Source organism: Phenylobacterium sp. (assembly GCF_036563285.1).
Lineage (GTDB): Bacteria > Pseudomonadota > Alphaproteobacteria > Caulobacterales > Caulobacteraceae > Phenylobacterium.
In genome coordinates, this window is record NZ_DATCMR010000006.1 from 294,237 (window position 1) to 308,478 (window position 14,242).

13 protein-coding genes are annotated in these 14,242 nt (G+C 71.5%); 4 read left to right on the forward strand and 9 right to left on the reverse strand.

Annotated features, from left to right (window positions below; genetic code table 11):
• Nucleotides 1-16 precede the first annotated feature (16 nt).
• From VIL76_RS06340 to VIL76_RS06355, 4 genes are read right to left on the reverse strand one after another with little or no spacing between them, the layout of a single operon-like run.
• Nucleotides 17-1,150, reverse strand: coding sequence for an ABC transporter permease (locus VIL76_RS06340; RefSeq protein ID WP_332044153.1), 1,134 nt, complete (start codon nt 1,148-1,150; stop codon nt 17-19).
• A complete protein-coding gene (locus VIL76_RS06345; RefSeq protein ID WP_332044154.1) occupies nt 1,147-2,058 on the reverse strand; it encodes an ABC transporter ATP-binding protein in 912 nt (303 codons plus the stop codon). The genes VIL76_RS06340 and VIL76_RS06345 overlap by 4 nt, the downstream gene beginning before the upstream one ends.
• Nucleotides 2,055-3,023 carry an HlyD family secretion protein gene (locus VIL76_RS06350; protein ID WP_332044155.1) on the reverse strand — a complete coding sequence of 323 codons (969 nt, stop codon included), beginning with the start codon at nt 3,021-3,023 and terminating at the stop codon, nt 2,055-2,057. Before VIL76_RS06350 ends, VIL76_RS06345 begins: the two co-directional genes overlap by 4 nt.
• On the reverse strand, nt 3,020-3,655 hold the full coding sequence (locus tag VIL76_RS06355; protein WP_332044156.1) for a TetR/AcrR family transcriptional regulator: 636 nt from the start codon (nt 3,653-3,655) through the stop codon (nt 3,020-3,022). The genes VIL76_RS06350 and VIL76_RS06355 overlap by 4 nt, the downstream gene beginning before the upstream one ends.
• 268 nt (nt 3,656-3,923) lie before the next feature.
• On the opposite strand from VIL76_RS06355, the gene VIL76_RS06360 reads away from it, so the two are divergent.
• Nucleotides 3,924-4,610, forward strand: coding sequence for a M23 family metallopeptidase (locus tag VIL76_RS06360; RefSeq protein ID WP_332044157.1), 687 nt, complete (start codon nt 3,924-3,926; stop codon nt 4,608-4,610).
• A 278-nt stretch (nt 4,611-4,888) separates the two neighbouring features.
• On the forward strand, nt 4,889-5,185 hold the full coding sequence (gene rpmB / locus VIL76_RS06365) for a 50S ribosomal protein L28 (RefSeq protein WP_332044158.1): 297 nt from the start codon (nt 4,889-4,891) through the stop codon (nt 5,183-5,185).
• Nucleotides 5,186-5,237: 52 nt separating this feature from the next.
• Here the strand turns inward: rpmB and VIL76_RS06370 are convergent, their stop codons facing one another.
• The 3 genes from VIL76_RS06370 to VIL76_RS06380 all read right to left on the reverse strand — a co-directional run bounded on the left by VIL76_RS06370 (nt 5,238) and on the right by VIL76_RS06380 (nt 9,458).
• Nucleotides 5,238-6,221 (reverse strand): esterase-like activity of phytase family protein, encoded by a 984-nt coding sequence (locus tag VIL76_RS06370; RefSeq protein ID WP_332044159.1) that lies wholly within the window; start codon nt 6,219-6,221, stop codon nt 5,238-5,240.
• Entirely contained in the window at nt 6,221-8,170 is a 1,950-nt protein-coding gene (gene cobT / locus VIL76_RS06375) for a cobaltochelatase subunit CobT (RefSeq protein WP_332044160.1), read from the reverse strand. Before cobT ends, VIL76_RS06370 begins: the two co-directional genes overlap by 1 nt.
• 103 nt (nt 8,171-8,273) lie before the next feature.
• The gene (locus tag VIL76_RS06380) at nt 8,274-9,458 is read right to left on the reverse strand and encodes a DUF3089 domain-containing protein (RefSeq protein ID WP_332044161.1); all 1,185 of its coding nucleotides are present in this window, start codon (nt 9,456-9,458) and stop codon (nt 8,274-8,276) included.
• A gap of 150 nt (nt 9,459-9,608) precedes the next feature.
• Here VIL76_RS06380 and VIL76_RS06385 point away from each other — a divergent pair, with 150 nt between their 5' ends.
• Nucleotides 9,609-10,016, forward strand: coding sequence for a hypothetical protein (locus VIL76_RS06385; protein WP_332044162.1), 408 nt, complete (start codon nt 9,609-9,611; stop codon nt 10,014-10,016).
• A gap of 6 nt (nt 10,017-10,022) precedes the next feature.
• Here VIL76_RS06385 and VIL76_RS06390 read toward each other — a convergent pair whose 3' ends face one another.
• Nucleotides 10,023-10,910: an EamA family transporter gene (locus VIL76_RS06390; protein WP_332044163.1), complete on the reverse strand. Its 888-nt coding sequence runs from the start codon at nt 10,908-10,910 to the stop codon at nt 10,023-10,025.
• Complete coding sequence (locus tag VIL76_RS06395; protein WP_332044164.1) at nt 10,910-12,082, reverse strand: FAD-dependent oxidoreductase; 1,173 nt, start codon at nt 12,080-12,082, stop codon at nt 10,910-10,912. Before VIL76_RS06395 ends, VIL76_RS06390 begins: the two co-directional genes overlap by 1 nt.
• 137 nt (nt 12,083-12,219) lie before the next feature.
• Here VIL76_RS06395 and VIL76_RS06400 point away from each other — a divergent pair, with 137 nt between their 5' ends.
• Nucleotides 12,220-14,184 carry a TonB-dependent receptor plug domain-containing protein gene (locus VIL76_RS06400; protein WP_332044165.1) on the forward strand — a complete coding sequence of 655 codons (1,965 nt, stop codon included), beginning with the start codon at nt 12,220-12,222 and terminating at the stop codon, nt 14,182-14,184.
• Nucleotides 14,185-14,242 lie beyond the last annotated feature (58 nt).

The following is a 14,242-nucleotide window of genomic DNA, read 5'->3' on the forward strand; positions in this document are numbered from 1 at the left end:
CCGTGGGGATCGATCCCTAGTCCAACGTCCGCCGGTACCGGGCCATGGCCAGCGCCGTGACGACGCAGACGAACGCCAGCAGGGCGGCCAGCTCGCGCCACATGTCGCCGAGATCCTGGCCCTTGAGGAGCGCTCCGCGGACGACCCGCAGGAAATGGGTGACGGGTATGGCCTCGCCGATCGCCTGCGCCCACAGCGGCATGCCGCGGAACGGGAACATGAAGCCGGAGAGCAGGATCGAGGGCAGCAGATAGAAGACGGTCATCTGCATCGCCTGGAGCTGGGAGCGGGCGACGGTCGAGATCAGGAACCCAAGCGCCAGGGACCCCACGATGAACAGGGCGACGCCCAGAGACAGCCCGGCCCAGCCGCCCTGGAAGGGCACGTCGAACAGGAAGCGGGCCAGGAGCAGGATGATCGCGGTCTGGACGAGGCCGATCCCGACGTAGGGGGCGAGCTTTCCGACCATCACCTCGAGGGGCTCCACCGGGGTGGAGAGCAGGCTTTCCATGGTGCCCCGCTCTGTCTCACGGGTGACCGACAGGGCGGTCATCATCACCAGGGTCAGGGTGAGGATCACGCCGAGCAGTCCTGGCACGATGTTGTAGGCGGTGACCGCTTCGGGGTTGTAGCGCCGGTGGACCACCACTTCGAAGGCCGGGATGGTCTGCGCCCGCGGCGCCAGCGCCCCCTTCAGGTCGTGCGACAGCGCCTGTCCGGGAAGGCCGGCGAGGGCGGCTACGGCGCCGCCGGTCGCCGATGGATCGGTGGCGTCGGCTTCGACCAGGACCTGCGGCCTGTCCCCTCGTGCCACCCGGCGCGTGAAATCGCCGGGGATCGTGACCGCGAACTGCACCTCGCCCCGGCGGAGCATGTCATCCAGTTCGGACGGGGAGCGGGCCTGGGCGACGATCTCGAAGAAGGCGGATTTGTCGAGCGCGCTCACCAGCGAGCGGGCGAAGACGGAATCCTCCTGCGCGAGCACCGCGGTGGGCAGGTGGCGGGGCTCGGAATTGATCGCATAGCCGAACAGCAGCAGCTGCACGACGGGGATCGCCAGCATCATGGCGTAGGTCAGCCGGTCGCGGGTGAGCTGCTTGAACTCCTTGATCATCACCGCGAGCACGCGGGCGCCGGAGACGCCGTTCATTGGAAGTTGTCCTGCGCCCGGCCCATCAGCTGGATGAAGACGTCTTCGAGCGTTGGCTCCACCTCCCGCCAGCGGACCTGCTTGTAGGGCGCGACAGCGGCTTCCAGGGCCTTGCGGTCATCGCCGCTCACGTGCAGGGCGGCGCCGAATGGGGCGACGGTCTCGACGGCGCGCTTTCCGTTGAGTTCGTGAACGAGGCGGTCCGCGCCTGGTCCCTCGCCGCGCAGGGTGACGAGGTTCGAGGCCTTCACCACCGCCTCGGCCGTCCCGCGGGCGATCAGCCGGCCGTATGAGATGTACGCGATCTCGTGGCAGCGCTCGGCCTCGTCCATGTAGTGGGTCGAGACCAGTACGGTCAGGCCCTCGCCCGAGAGCGCGTGGATCTCGTCCCAGAAGGCGCGGCGGGCCTTGGGGTCGACGCCGGCGGTGGGCTCGTCGAGGAGCAGGAGCTGCGGCTCGTGCAGGATGGCGTTGGCCAGCGCCAGGCGCTGCTTCCAGCCGCCGGACAGCGCGCCCGCCTGCTGGTTGCGCCGCTCCTTCAGGCCCAGCCGCTCCAGCGCCTGTTCCACCCGCTCCGTGCGGCGGTCGAGGCCGTAGACGCGGGCGGTGAACTGCAGGTTCTCGGCGATGGTGAGGTCCTCGTATAGCGAGAATCGCTGGGTCATGTAGCCGGTCCGCCGCTTGATCTCGGCGGCCTGGCGGATCACGTCGAAGGCGAGCGCCTGGCCCTCGCCGCTGTCGGGCGTGAGCAGGCCGCAGAGCATGCGCAGGGTGGTGGTCTTGCCTGAGCCGTTGGGGCCCAGGAAGCCGCAGATGCGGCCCTGCTCGACGGCGAGGTCGACGTCCTGAACCACGTGCTTGTCGCCGAAGCTCTTGTTGAGGCCGTGGACGTCGATGGCGAGCGTCATGGGCGTAGCGGCACGACGTCGACCGGTTGGCCCGGACTGAGCCTGGCGGAGGGTCGCGCCTCGACCATGTAGACCAGCCGGTCACGCGCCTCGCGGCTGTAGATGACCGGCGGGGTGAACTCGGGGCGCGGACTGATGAAGACGACGCGGGCGGAAAGGCCTTTCGCGCAGCCGTCGCAGGCAAAGCGGATGGTCGAGCCGAGGCGGTAGGCGGCAAGCTCACGCTCGGGCACGAAGAAGCGGACCTTGATCCGGTCGTGGGGCAGGAGGCTGACGATCGGCTGGTTGGCGACGGCCCACTCGCCGGTCTGGAAGAACACCTCCTCGACCCGCGCGGCGGACGGCGCGGCGGGCGCGACGTCCTCGAGCCTCGCCTCGGCGCCGGTCACTGCTGCCCTGGCCTGCGCGACGCGGGCGTCGGCGGCGCGGATCAGGTCCTCGCGGGCGCCAAGTGTCGCGGCGTCGCGCTGCCTGCGGGCCGCGGCCACCTGGGCGCGCGCGGCCTGGGCCGCTGCGCGGACGTCGTCGAGACGGGCCGGGGCGTATATGCCCTTGTTCACCAGCGGCTGGACACGGCGCAGGTCGGCCTCGGCGTCGCGGGCGCGGGCTTCCGCCGCGGCGATATTGGCCTCCAGCACGGCCAGCTCCACCGGGCGGGCGCCCTTGCGCGCGTCCAGCGCCTGGGCTTCGGCCGCGCCGAGCTCGGCGCGGGCCTGGTCCCGCTGGGCGCCGAGTTGGGCGGGATCGACGACGAACAGGGGCTGACCCGCCTTCACCTCCTGGCCGCGGGCGACCAGCATCCGCTCCACGCGGCCGGAGACCGGCGCGGCCAGATAGAGCGGCTCGCCCTCGATGTAGCCGGTGAGCGTGCTCGTCCGACCCACGCGCGGGAGCAGGACGAGCAGGGCGATCACCGCTGCGGCGACGGCGAGCAGGATGGCGACGAGGGCGCGCTGACGGGTCATGCGGCCGCCTCCGTTGACATGCCGCGCAGCATGGTCTCGACGTGCTGCTGCACGAGCTTGGGGATGTCGAAGGCCGGCGCGCCGATCGGCACGAAGGTCTCGCGCCAGAGCACGCTGACCAGCAGGGGCGCGATCAGCTCCAGGGCATAGGCGCGCGGGTCGCCGGGCCTCACCTCGCCGCGCTTCTGAGCGTTGGCGATGGCGTCGGCGAGGGCGCCCAGGGCGTGGGCGATCAGCTCGTCGTGCCAGATGCGGGCGATCTCAGGGAAGTTGCGGGCCTCGGCGATGACCATCTTGGCGACGCCGCCGATGGGCGTGGCCTCGACCACGCCGGCGATGTGGGCGGCGATGCCGCGGATGAGGTCGGAGAAGGGGCCCGGATGGGCGGCGGCCATGGTCCGGACCACGGCGACGTTGGGGGCGATAGCCCGCTCCACGACGGCGCGGAAGAGGTCTTCTTTAGTCTCGAAGTAGAGGTAGAGCGCGCCCTTGGAGACGCCGGCGCGGCGGGCGATCTCGTCGAGCTTGGCGGCGGCGAAGCCGCGCTCGGCGAAGACCTGCAGGGCGGCGTGCACGATCTCGTCGGGGCGGGCGGCCTTGCGGCGACGGAACTTGGGCTCGCCGGGGAGCATGGCGCCTCCTGATAACTGACCGGTCAGTTATCTATCAGGCGGAGAAGCTTGGCAAGACATTGTTCCGTCAACTTGTCGTGGGGGCTGCGGCCACGCTCGCAATCCGACGAGGGGCGCCCATATTCCGCCTAGAATGGAAGGCATCTGCCTCCCCAAGGCCCCCACGTAAGCGGGGCCGGGGCTCCCACGAGAGCCCGTCAGGACGCCCTGAAGCCGGCATAAGTCCGGCGCGGCGACAACGAGATCGAGTGAAGGGAAAAAGCCACCGATGAGGGGGATTCGGCTGCACGTTGCTGACTCGGCGCGCGAGCGCGCGGCTCAGGCGATCGCGATCACCGCGCTTCTGATGGGGACGGCCTCGCTGGCCTCGCCCTCCACCCAACCCGTCAAGCTGACCAGCGCGCCTTCGGCGGTGCAGGCGATCGCCGCGACGATCGACTGGCCGGCGGCGCCGGCGCCCGAGCGGCTGGTCTGGGGCGGCGCCGACATCGACGGCGACGGCGCGGCGGACTTCGCCAACCCGACGGGCAAGGACACGCGCGGCCACGACGCCTACGGCTACGGCGAGTTCGGGGCCTCCCGCGACGGCGGCTCGCGCCAGCACGAGGGCGTCGACTTCGTCGCCGAGGCCGGCCAGCAGGTGGTGGCGCCGATCTCCGGCTACGTGACCAAGATCGGCTACGCCTACGGCGGCGACAACGACCTGAAGTTCGTCGAGATCACCAACCCGGCGCTCAAGTACGCCGCCCGCGTCTTCTACGTGAGCCCGAGCGTCGACGTGGGCGACACGGTCCACGTGGGCCTGCCGATCGGCAAGATGCACACCCTGCAGGAGAAGTACCGCGGCGGCATGACCGACCACGTGCACCTGGAGATCCTGAAGCGCGGCCGGCGCATCGACGCGACGGACGTGATCACGGCCAAGCTGGTGCGCGGCGGCGACGCCCGCGGCTGATCCGTAAACGGCCAAGCTGGAACCTGAGGAACACGGGCGAAACGAATCGTGACCGAATCGCTGACTCGCGGCGATTCGGGCTTTGTTCCCTACAACCGATTGTATTTGAGTCGCTTAGCGCCACAACAAGCCAGGCCGTGAGTCAGGTCGTCGCAGGTGTTTGCCGCAGCGCAGTTGGGTTGACGGGCGAGGGGGCCTTCCTCTATATCGCCCGCTCCCCGCGCGGACGTGACTGGTCACGCCCGCCGATCCCATTTCCACGCGAAGGTCCTTTCGCCATGTCGCGCCGTTGCGAACTCACGGGTGTCGGCCCGATGGTCGGCCACAATGTGAGCCACTCGAATATCAAGACGAAGCGCCGGTTCCTGCCGAACCTGCAGCCGGCCAGCCTGCAATCCGAGGCGCTCGGCCAGACCTTCCGTCTTCGCATCACCAATGCGGCCCTGCGCACGCTGGACGCCAAGGGCGGCCTCGACGCCTTCCTGATCAAGGCCAGCGACGAGAAGCTCTCGCCGCGCGCCCAGAAGATCAAGCGCCAGCTGAAGTCCAAGCTCGCCGAGCAGGCCGCAGCCTAAGCGCCATACGAGCTGTCGTTCCGGAAGGGGCCGCCCGAAAGGGCGGCCCTTTTCATTTGGGCTGCCAGTCGAAGGCGAGCAGCAGCGTCTTCTGGTCCGTGGGCTTGCCGTCGTAGGTCCCGAAGTTATCGTCGGCGATCAGGTAGAAGCGGACGCCACGGCCGCGGGGCACGGCCGCCACGCCCTCCAGGTTGTCCACGGTCATGGGCCGGGCGATCTGCAGGCGGTCGACGGTCGCACCGGAGGCGTCGACGATACGCAGCACGATGACGTTGCCCCGCAGCGCCGAGAACGAGCGAAACAGATAGGCGCGGCGGCCGCCCGGCAGCCGGTCCATGGCCACCAGCTCTGAACCTTCGAGGTCGACGCGGCCGTCGGGCCGGCAGTCCGCCGAGAGCCGGCAAAGGAAGAGCTCTCCGGAGGCTTCCAGGCCGACGCGGTAGGCGTCCGGCCCGGCCTCTGGCGCGGCGGCCAGCGCCTCCATGCCCTTGTTGTGGGTGTAGCGGGCGGCCGGCATGGGCGCGGCGCGGGGTACGCCGGCCACGTCGCGGTAGGCGAGGACGCGGTCGTGCTGCTCGAAGCTGACGACGGTGTCGCCGCTGGGCAGGCGCACGATGCCTTCGCTGTCGTACTCCTCCTGGCCGCCGGCGTAGAGGTCGACGCCGGTGACCTCCTTCAGGGCGGTGAGGCGAGCGTCGGCGAGGCCGGCGAGGCGGCCCTGGTCGTCCAGGACGATGCGGGCCTCCAGGAGGTCGGACTGGTCGCCGATGGCCAGAAGCCGGCCGTCCGGCGAGACCTTCAGGTCGGAGAAGCCGTGCAGGCGGCTGGTCTGCTGCGAGGTGAGCACCAGGCCGCCGGCGTATCTGAAATTCCCCACCTCGACGCGCTGGGGCGCAGAGGCGTCCATCGGCACGGGCTGGGCGTCGACGATGATGGCCGCGCCCATGGGCACCGGCGCGGCGGGCAGGCGCGGGGCGGGCTCCGGCAGGCAGGCGGCGAGCAGCAGCGCGCCGGCGAGCGCCGCCCAGGGGCGCATCAGGCGACCGCCCTGCGGACTTCCTTGAAGGTGGACTTGCGCGCGCCGCCGGTCGGGCCGTGGGTGTTGGGCGGCGGCTGCAGGAGGCCGGCGGACTTGCGGGTGAGGCGGCGCGGGTCCTCCTCGAAGAGCTCGGCAAGCTGCTCGACCATGGCGCCGGCCAGCTGCTCCACGTCGACGATGGTGACGGCGCGGCGGTAGTAGCGGGTCACGTCGTGGCCGATGCCGATAGCGATCAGCTGGACGGGGCTGCGGGCCTCGATCTCGGCGATCACCTCGCGCAGGTGGCGCTCCAGGTAGTGGCCGGAGTTCACCGACAGCGTCGAGTCGTCGACGGGCGCGCCGTCGGAGATCACCAGCATGATCCGCCGCGCCTCGGGCCGGCCGATCAGCCGCTGATGCGCCCACATCAGGGCCTCGCCGTCGATGTTCTCCTTGAGCAGGCCCTCGCGCATCATCAGGCCGAGGTTGCGGCGCGCCCGGCGCCAGGGCGCGTCGGCGGCCTTGTAGATGATGTGGCGCAGGTCGTTCAGGCGGCCGGGCTGGGCGGGCTTGCCGGCTTTCAGCCAGTCCTCGCGGGACGCGCCGCCCTTCCAGGCGCGCGTGGTGAAGCCGAGGATCTCGGTCTTGACGCCGCAGCGCTCCAGGGTGCGGGCCAGGATGTCGGCGCAGACCGCGGCCACCATGATCGGACGGCCGCGCATGGAGCCCGAGTTGTCGATCAGGATGGTGACGACCGTGTCGCGGAACTCGGTGTCCTCCTCCTCCTTGAAGGACAGCGGCGAGGTGGGGTCGGTGATCACCCGGGTGAGCCGGGCGACGTCGAGGATGCCCTCCTCGAGGTCGAAGCTCCACGAGCGGTTCTGCTGGGCGAGCAGCTTGCGTTGCAGGCGGTTGGCCAGGCGCGCAACCACGCTGGAGAGGCTGGCCAACTGCTGGTCGAGGTAGGCGCGCAGGCGCGTCAGCTCCTCGGCGTCGCAGAGCTCCTCGGCCGACACGACCTCGTCGTGGCCGGTGGTGAAGACCCGGTAGGTGACGACCTTGCCCTCGCCCTTGAGGTCGGGACGGGCGGGCTGCTCGCCCTCGCCCATGTCCGGCGGCTCGTCGGTGTCCTGGGCGTCGGGGTCTTCCTCCGCCTGCATGAGCTGGCTGTCGGCGTCCTCGCTCTCGCGGTGGGTCGCCTCGTTCTCGTCCATGGCGGTCTGTTGCGGGGACTGGCCCTCGCCGTCGCCTTCGTCCTGGTCGTCGGAGGTCTCGGGCTCGCCGTCGTCGCCGTCCTGCTCGTCCTGCTCGGTCTGGTCCGGGGAGTCGGAGAGGTCGTCGCCCATGTTCAGGTCGCGCAGCACGGCGCGAGCGATGCGGGCGTAGGCCTTCTGGTCCTGGATGCTCTCGACCAGCCGGTCGAGATCACGCCCGGCCTTGGCTTCGATCTCGTCCCTGAACAGGTTGACCAGCGGCTGAGCCATGGGCGGCGGCTTCTCGCCGGTCAGCCGCTCACGGACCATCAGCGAGACCACCTCGGCCAGCGGCGGGTTGGCCATGGCCTCGACCTGGTTGAACGATCGCTTCGCCCAGGCCTGCTCCATCACCGCCTTGAGGTTCTCGCGGACGCCGCCCAGGGCGTTGGCGCCGATGGCCTCGATGCGCGCCTGCTCGATGCCGTCGTAGATCGGCGCCCCCAGCGGGGAGGCCGGGCGGGCCTTGGCGTGGGCGGCCGCGTCGTGGTGGGCGATGCGCAGCGCCATCTGGTCGGCGAAGCCGCGGATGCGGGCCGCGTCGGTGGGCGTCAGGTCGCGCGGCGGGTGGGGCAGCACGGCGCGGTTGCCGGAGAGCTGCGGTCCCTCGCCGGAATAGACGATCTCCAGGTCGGCCTTCTCGGCCAGCGAGCGGGCCGCGTGCGCCAGCGCGCGCTTGAAGGGCTCGAGGGGGCTTTCCGGGTTCTTCGCCATGGTCAGGAGGTCATTAGATCAGGGCGGGCGGGCTCGGAAACAAGGAATGCGCCCCAGATCGTCATCCCCGGCGCGGGCCGAGGATGACGAGGCGGGAAGGACGCTACCTGGCCTTCGCCAGGTAGGCCTTGGACTGCTGGCCGACGATGTCGACCAGGTTGCCCATGGCGATGTTGGCGTCGATGAGGTGCAGGCCCCAGTCCTTGGCGACCACCCCGTTGGTGACCACGTCACCGTTGATGTCGTCGGCGCGCGGGTCCGCCGGGTTGGCGTTCACCTTGGCCTCCAGGTAGCTGAAGCCGTCCTTGTGCACGCAGCGGCCGGTGATCAGGCCGGGCAGGGCCACGAAGGGCGTCTTCGGCGCGGGCTTGTCCTTCACCCACGCAGGCGCGGGCGTGGACGAGCTTGCGATGTTGGCCGCGTTGGAGAGGTAGGCCTTCAGCTCGCCCTGGCCGCCCGCCAGCGCGGCGGGGTTGGTGCAGGCGGCTTCCATGCCCGCGTTCTGCACCTTGCCGAAGCGGCTGTTGGACGGCGGCGGGACGGTGTCGCGGAAGGTCACGTAGGAGATGGCGCAGCCGGTCTGGGTCGCCGACCTGCAGAGCGGGATGGTCTTGAAGACGCCGGTGTCCTTGCCCTTCTCGACGCCCAGGTTGGAGCCGAGGATCAGGGCCGAGACGAGCTGCTTCTGGACCGGCTTGCCCTCGATCTCGGCGGGGATCATGCGGGTGAGCAGCCCCGAGCCCTGGGAGTGGCCGATCAGGACCACGCCGCGGCCCTTGTTCTCGTTCTTCAGGTAGTAGTTCCAGGCGTCGACGACGTCGTTGTAGCCGACCTGGCGCACGGCGGGGTCCGCGGCGCCCGGCACCGGGGTCCCCGAGATCATCCCGCGCAGGGCGGTGAGCGTGAACTGGCGGTAGAGCGGGGCGTAGATCCGGCACTTGGAGCCGAAGCGCGCCAGCTGCTGGCGCACCACGTTCAGCTCCTCGGCGTTGGCGGTCATGTCCGAGACCGCGCCCGGATCGGTGGAGACCGTCGGATAGACGTAGAAGCAGTCGATCGGCGCCTTGGGGTCGGCCTTGAAGGTCTCGGTGCGCATGGAGCCGTCGGCGTTGACCAGCGTCGCGGTCATGTCGACCGCGCAGGCGTCGCCGGCCTTGCCGGGGAAGCAGAGCCAGTTGGCCTTGTTGGCGTAGTCGTTCTTCTGCGTCAGCGGAGACTGGGCCTGGGCCGAAAATGCGGCCATGGCCAGCCCTGCGCCCAGCGCCAGCGCGCCCAGCATCTTGGACATGGAAAGTCCTCCCCGAAAAACCCTGTTGGTTGAATGGCGTCAGCTTACGCGGCGGCAGCAGAGCGTCCAGCCATTTCACCGGCGCAACAGGGGCTCGACCACGCAGGATCCGCTCGCTTAGCCTGCGCCAAATCTTCAAGGGGAAGGCAGATGCGGTTTGGCTTTGGATTTGGGCTGGCCCTGGTGATCGGTGCGGTCGCGATCATCGTGGCAGCGCTCTGGGCCTGGCCCACATACAACGTCTATCAGGCGCAGATGCGCGGGAAGGCCGAGCTCGCGCGGGCCGAGCAGAACCGGAAGATCCGGGTGTTCGAGGCGCAGGCGCGCATGGACTCGGCAAAGCTCAATGCGCAGGCCGAGATCGCCGCGGCACAGGGCGTCGCGCAGGCGAACAGGATCATCGCGGAGAGCCTCGGTGGGCCCGAGGGCTATCTGCGCTGGCGCTACATCGAGATGCTCAACGAGACCGGCCGCGACGGGAAGGGGCGCGACGTCATCTATGTCCCGACGGAGGCAGGGCTTCCCATCCTCGAGGCCGGCAAGCGCCCGGGCGGCTAGGGTCGCTCACGCCGGCGGCGCCTCCGGGACAGCGGCCGGCTTGCGGGCGCTGGAGGACCACGCGGCGCCGGCGGCTGCGGACATGACCATGGCGACCCCGGCCACCTGAAGGAGCGCCAGGCGCTCGCCGAGCAGGATCAGGCCGGAGAGCACGCCCCAGGCGGGCTCCAGGCTGGTGAGGACCGCGAAGGTGCGGGCGGGGAGCCGCGGGAGGGCGAAGGCTTCCAGCGAGAACGGCACGGCCACCGAGATCACCGCCACGACGAGGGCCAGCGGCAGGAGGGCGGGGGTGAGCAGGGCGGAGCCTGCCGTCGCGACGCCGACGGGGAGGACGAGGATCGCCGAGACGCTGGTGGCGAGCGCTGCGGTCGTGGCGCCGAAGGCGGCGCTGGCGACTCGGCCCACCAGGATGTAGGCGGCCCAGGAGGCGGCGGCGGCGAGCGCGAAGCCGATGCCCAGCAGGTCGAAGGCCTGGACGCCGCCCGCGCCCGCGCCCACCAGCGACCAGACGCCGCCGGCGGCGAGCGCGGCCCAAAGCAGGTCGCTGGGCTTGCGGGAGCCGAGGACCGCCACGGCGAGCGGGCCCAGGAACTGCAGCGAGATGGCGATGGCCAGCGGCAGCCGGTCGATTGCCAGGTAGAAGAAGAGCACGGCGCCGCCGGCCGCGACGCCGAGGCCGATCAGCGGGGCGACACGGGCCCCTGTGGGCCACCGCCGCCAGGGCCTGGCGAAGGCGAGCAGGACCGCGGCGCCCAGCACCAGGCGGACGGCGGCCGCGCCTTCCGGTCCCATGGTCGGGTAGAGGCCCTTGGCGAGCGCCGCGCCGACCTGGAACGAGGCGGTCGCCGCCACCACCGCCAGGATGGGCAGGAGGTTCGGTGTCGCGCCGGCCACTAGCCGTAGACGCTGGCGATGGTGGCCACTGCGGCTTCGGCCTCGGCGCGGTCAGGCGTCTCGTTGGCGTCGTTCCAGCCCCAGCCGTCGTCGGGGCCGGTCTGCTGGATGACCACGCCGTCGCGCCGCGAGAGCATGGTCACGCCCTGGTAGTTGACGCCGTAGGTCACCTCCGGCTGCGGGGTGAGCCAGGCGATCTGGCCGCGGACCGGGACCAGGGTCTCGTCCTTCCAGAGCGTGCGCGCGCCGTAGCCGGTGCAGTTGACGACCGCCTTCTCCTTCAGGCGCGCGAGGTCGGCGGGGGTGTGGAACTCGGCCATTTCCAGTCGGCCGCCGGCCTGCAGGAACTCGCCCAGCAGCAGGCGGCCGAGCGCGTGGATGTTGAACAGCGGCAGCGCGACGCGGCGGACGCTGCGCTGGCGGAAGGGGTGCTCGCCGGCGGGTACCGCGACGGTCGCGGGCGCCAGGCCCGCCAGGCGGCGGTCGAGATGCGCGAAGCCGATGGGATCGCGGCGGCCGACGACGTCGTCGTCCCAGAGCATGTAGCGGTCGATGAAGCCGACCGGCTCGCCGGGAAGGCCGAGGTAGCCCAGCCAGGTCTGGTAGGAGCGCCGGGTCATCGCCTCCCACTGCGCGGGAAAGCCCGGCGCGATGGCCGCGGCCAGGGCGATGCGGCTGTCCGGCGACCAGACCCCGGTGGCCCGCGCCGAGCGGACGTCGGGCATGACCTCCTTCGCGTAGATGGTGACGCGGGCGCCGGCGCGCTGGGCGGTGACGGCGGCGGTGAGGCCGAGCGCGCCGCAGCCGATGACCGCGATCTCCCGGTATCCGGGGCCGAGCGCCTGGCGCACGGCGATCTCGGCGGAGCCCCAGGCCAGCGACCAGCCGGAGCCGCCGTGGCCGTAGTTGTGCGCCACCAGCTTGTCGCCCACCGTCTCGGCGTCGAGCCGCGGGCCGGCCGGCCGGAAGGGCCGCAGGCAGACGGTGATGTCCATGATGCGGTCGGGCCGCGCGTCCAGCCGGCCGAGCTGCGGCCGGGAGCGGAAGGTTGGCGCGCTGGGCGTCGGGGCGGGCGCGGGCGCGGTGGTCGCGCAGCCGCCGAGCGCGGCGAGGCCGAGCGCTGCGCCGCCGCCCAGGACGGCGCGCCGGTGATGGATGTGGGAAGCTGTCACGCCTCGGCCCCGACCCGCATAAGGCGGCAGAGTGCGTGGGAGGGCCGTGCGCGGCAAGCCCGCGATGGCCGCCGGGACAGTGACGCGGAGGCCGAGGTGGGGCAAGGAAGCGCGCCCGTTTGTGTGAGATCGTGCCGATGCGCACCCCCCTGCTTTCCCGCCTGCTGCCGGCGCTGGCGGCCATGCTGGGCGCCTCGCTCGCCGCTTCCGCCGTGGAGGCGCAGGAGCACGAGGAGCACGAGGGGGAGGAGGTCGAGGAGATCGTCGTGCAGGCGACGCGATCGGGGCGCCGCGTGCAGGACGAGCCGATCCGCGTGGAGGTGATCGTCCGCGAGGAGATCGAGGAGAAGATCATGATGCGGCCTGGCAGCGTCGCCATGCTGCTCAGCGAGACCGGCGGCCTGCGGATGCAGGTGACCTCGCCCTCGCTCGGGGCCTCGAACATCCGCGTGCAGGGGATGCGCGGCCGCTACACCCAGCTGCTCTCCGACGGGCTTCCGCTCTATGGCGGCCAGGCCTCGTCCATCGGCCTCCTGCAGATCCCGCCGACCGACCTCGGACAGGTGGAGGTGATCAAGGGCGCCGCCTCGGCCCTCTATGGGCCCTCGGCGCTGGGTGGCGTCATCAACCTGGTGTCGCGGCGCCCCAGCGAGGCGCCGCTGGGCGAGCTCCTGCTGAACCTGACCAGCCGCGACGGGCAGGACCTCACCGCCTACGGCTCGGCGCCGATCGCCGCTGGCTGGAGCCATTCCATCGTGGGCGGGCTGCACCGGCAGACGCTGCAGGACCTGGACGGCGACGGCTGGGCCGACATGCCGAGCCACGAGCGCTGGACGGTCCGGCCGCGGCTCTTCTGGGAAGGGGAGGGCGGGGCGCGCGCCTTCCTCACCCTGGGCGCCATGGGCGAGGACCGCCGCGGCGGGACGCTGCCGGATCGCACGGGGCCGGACGGCCGGCCGTTTCCGCAGGCGCAGGAGAGCCGCAGGCTCGACGCCGGCGCGGCAGCCGAGCTGCCGGTCGAGGGGCCCGGCGCCGTTCACCTGCGGGCCTCGGGCATGCGGCAGGACCACGATCACCTCTTCGGCGACGTGGCGGAGCGGGACCGGCACGACACCCTGTTCGCCGAGGCGTCCCTGTCGGGCGAGGCCGGGGCGACCTCCTGGCTGGGCGGGCTGGCGATCCAGCGCGACGCCTACCGGTCGAAGACCTTCCCGGCGTTCGACTACACCCACACCACGCCGGCGCTGTTCGTGCAGGCGGAGCACGAGCTGCGGGACGACCTGACCCTGGCGGCGAGCGCGCGGGTCGACGTGCACAGCGAGTACGGGTCGCACTTCAGCCCCCGGCTTTCGGCGCTGTACCGGCCGGGGCCCTGGACGCTGCGGGGCTCGCTGGGGCGGGGGTTCTATGCGCCGACTCCGTTCGTTGAGGAGATCGAGGCCGTCGGCCTGTCGCGGCTCGAGCCGCTGAGCGGGCTGAAGGCCGAGGTGGCGGACAGCGCGTCGCTGGAGGGGGGCTATGCCCGCGGGCCGCTGGAGGCGAACCTGACCCTGTTCGCGTCGAACATCCGCAACGCCGTGCGGCTGGAGCCGGCGGGGCCGGAGCGGGTGAGGCTGGCCAATGCGCCGGGGCCGACGCGGACCCGCGGCGCGGAGGCCCTGCTGCGTTTCCGGTGGGCCGCGCTCACGGTGACCGGCAGCTACGTCTATGTGGAGTCCACCGAGCCCGATCCGGCCGTCGCGGGGCGGCGCACCGTGCCGCTGACCCCCAGGCACTCGGGCGGGCTGGTGGCGATGTGGGAAAAGCACGGGCGCGGCCGGCTTGGGGTCGAGGCCTACTACACCGGGCCGCAGGCGCTGGAGGACAATCCGTATCGGTCCAGGTCGCGCCCGTACTGGGAGTTGGGTGCGCTGGGGGAGCTGCACTTCGGCCGGGTCAGCCTGTTCCTGAACCTGGAGAACCTGCTGAACGTGCGCCAGACGCGCTACGACCCGCTGCTGTTGCCGCAGCGCGCCCGGGACGGCCGCTGGACGGTGGACGCCTGGGCGCCGACCGAGGGGTTCATCGTCAACGGCGGCGTGCGTCTGCGGATCGGCGGCTGAGGCGGCCGGGCGGGCTCGGGCAGCGCAGGCGCCTGCCCGTTCGTCGGTGGCGGAAGAC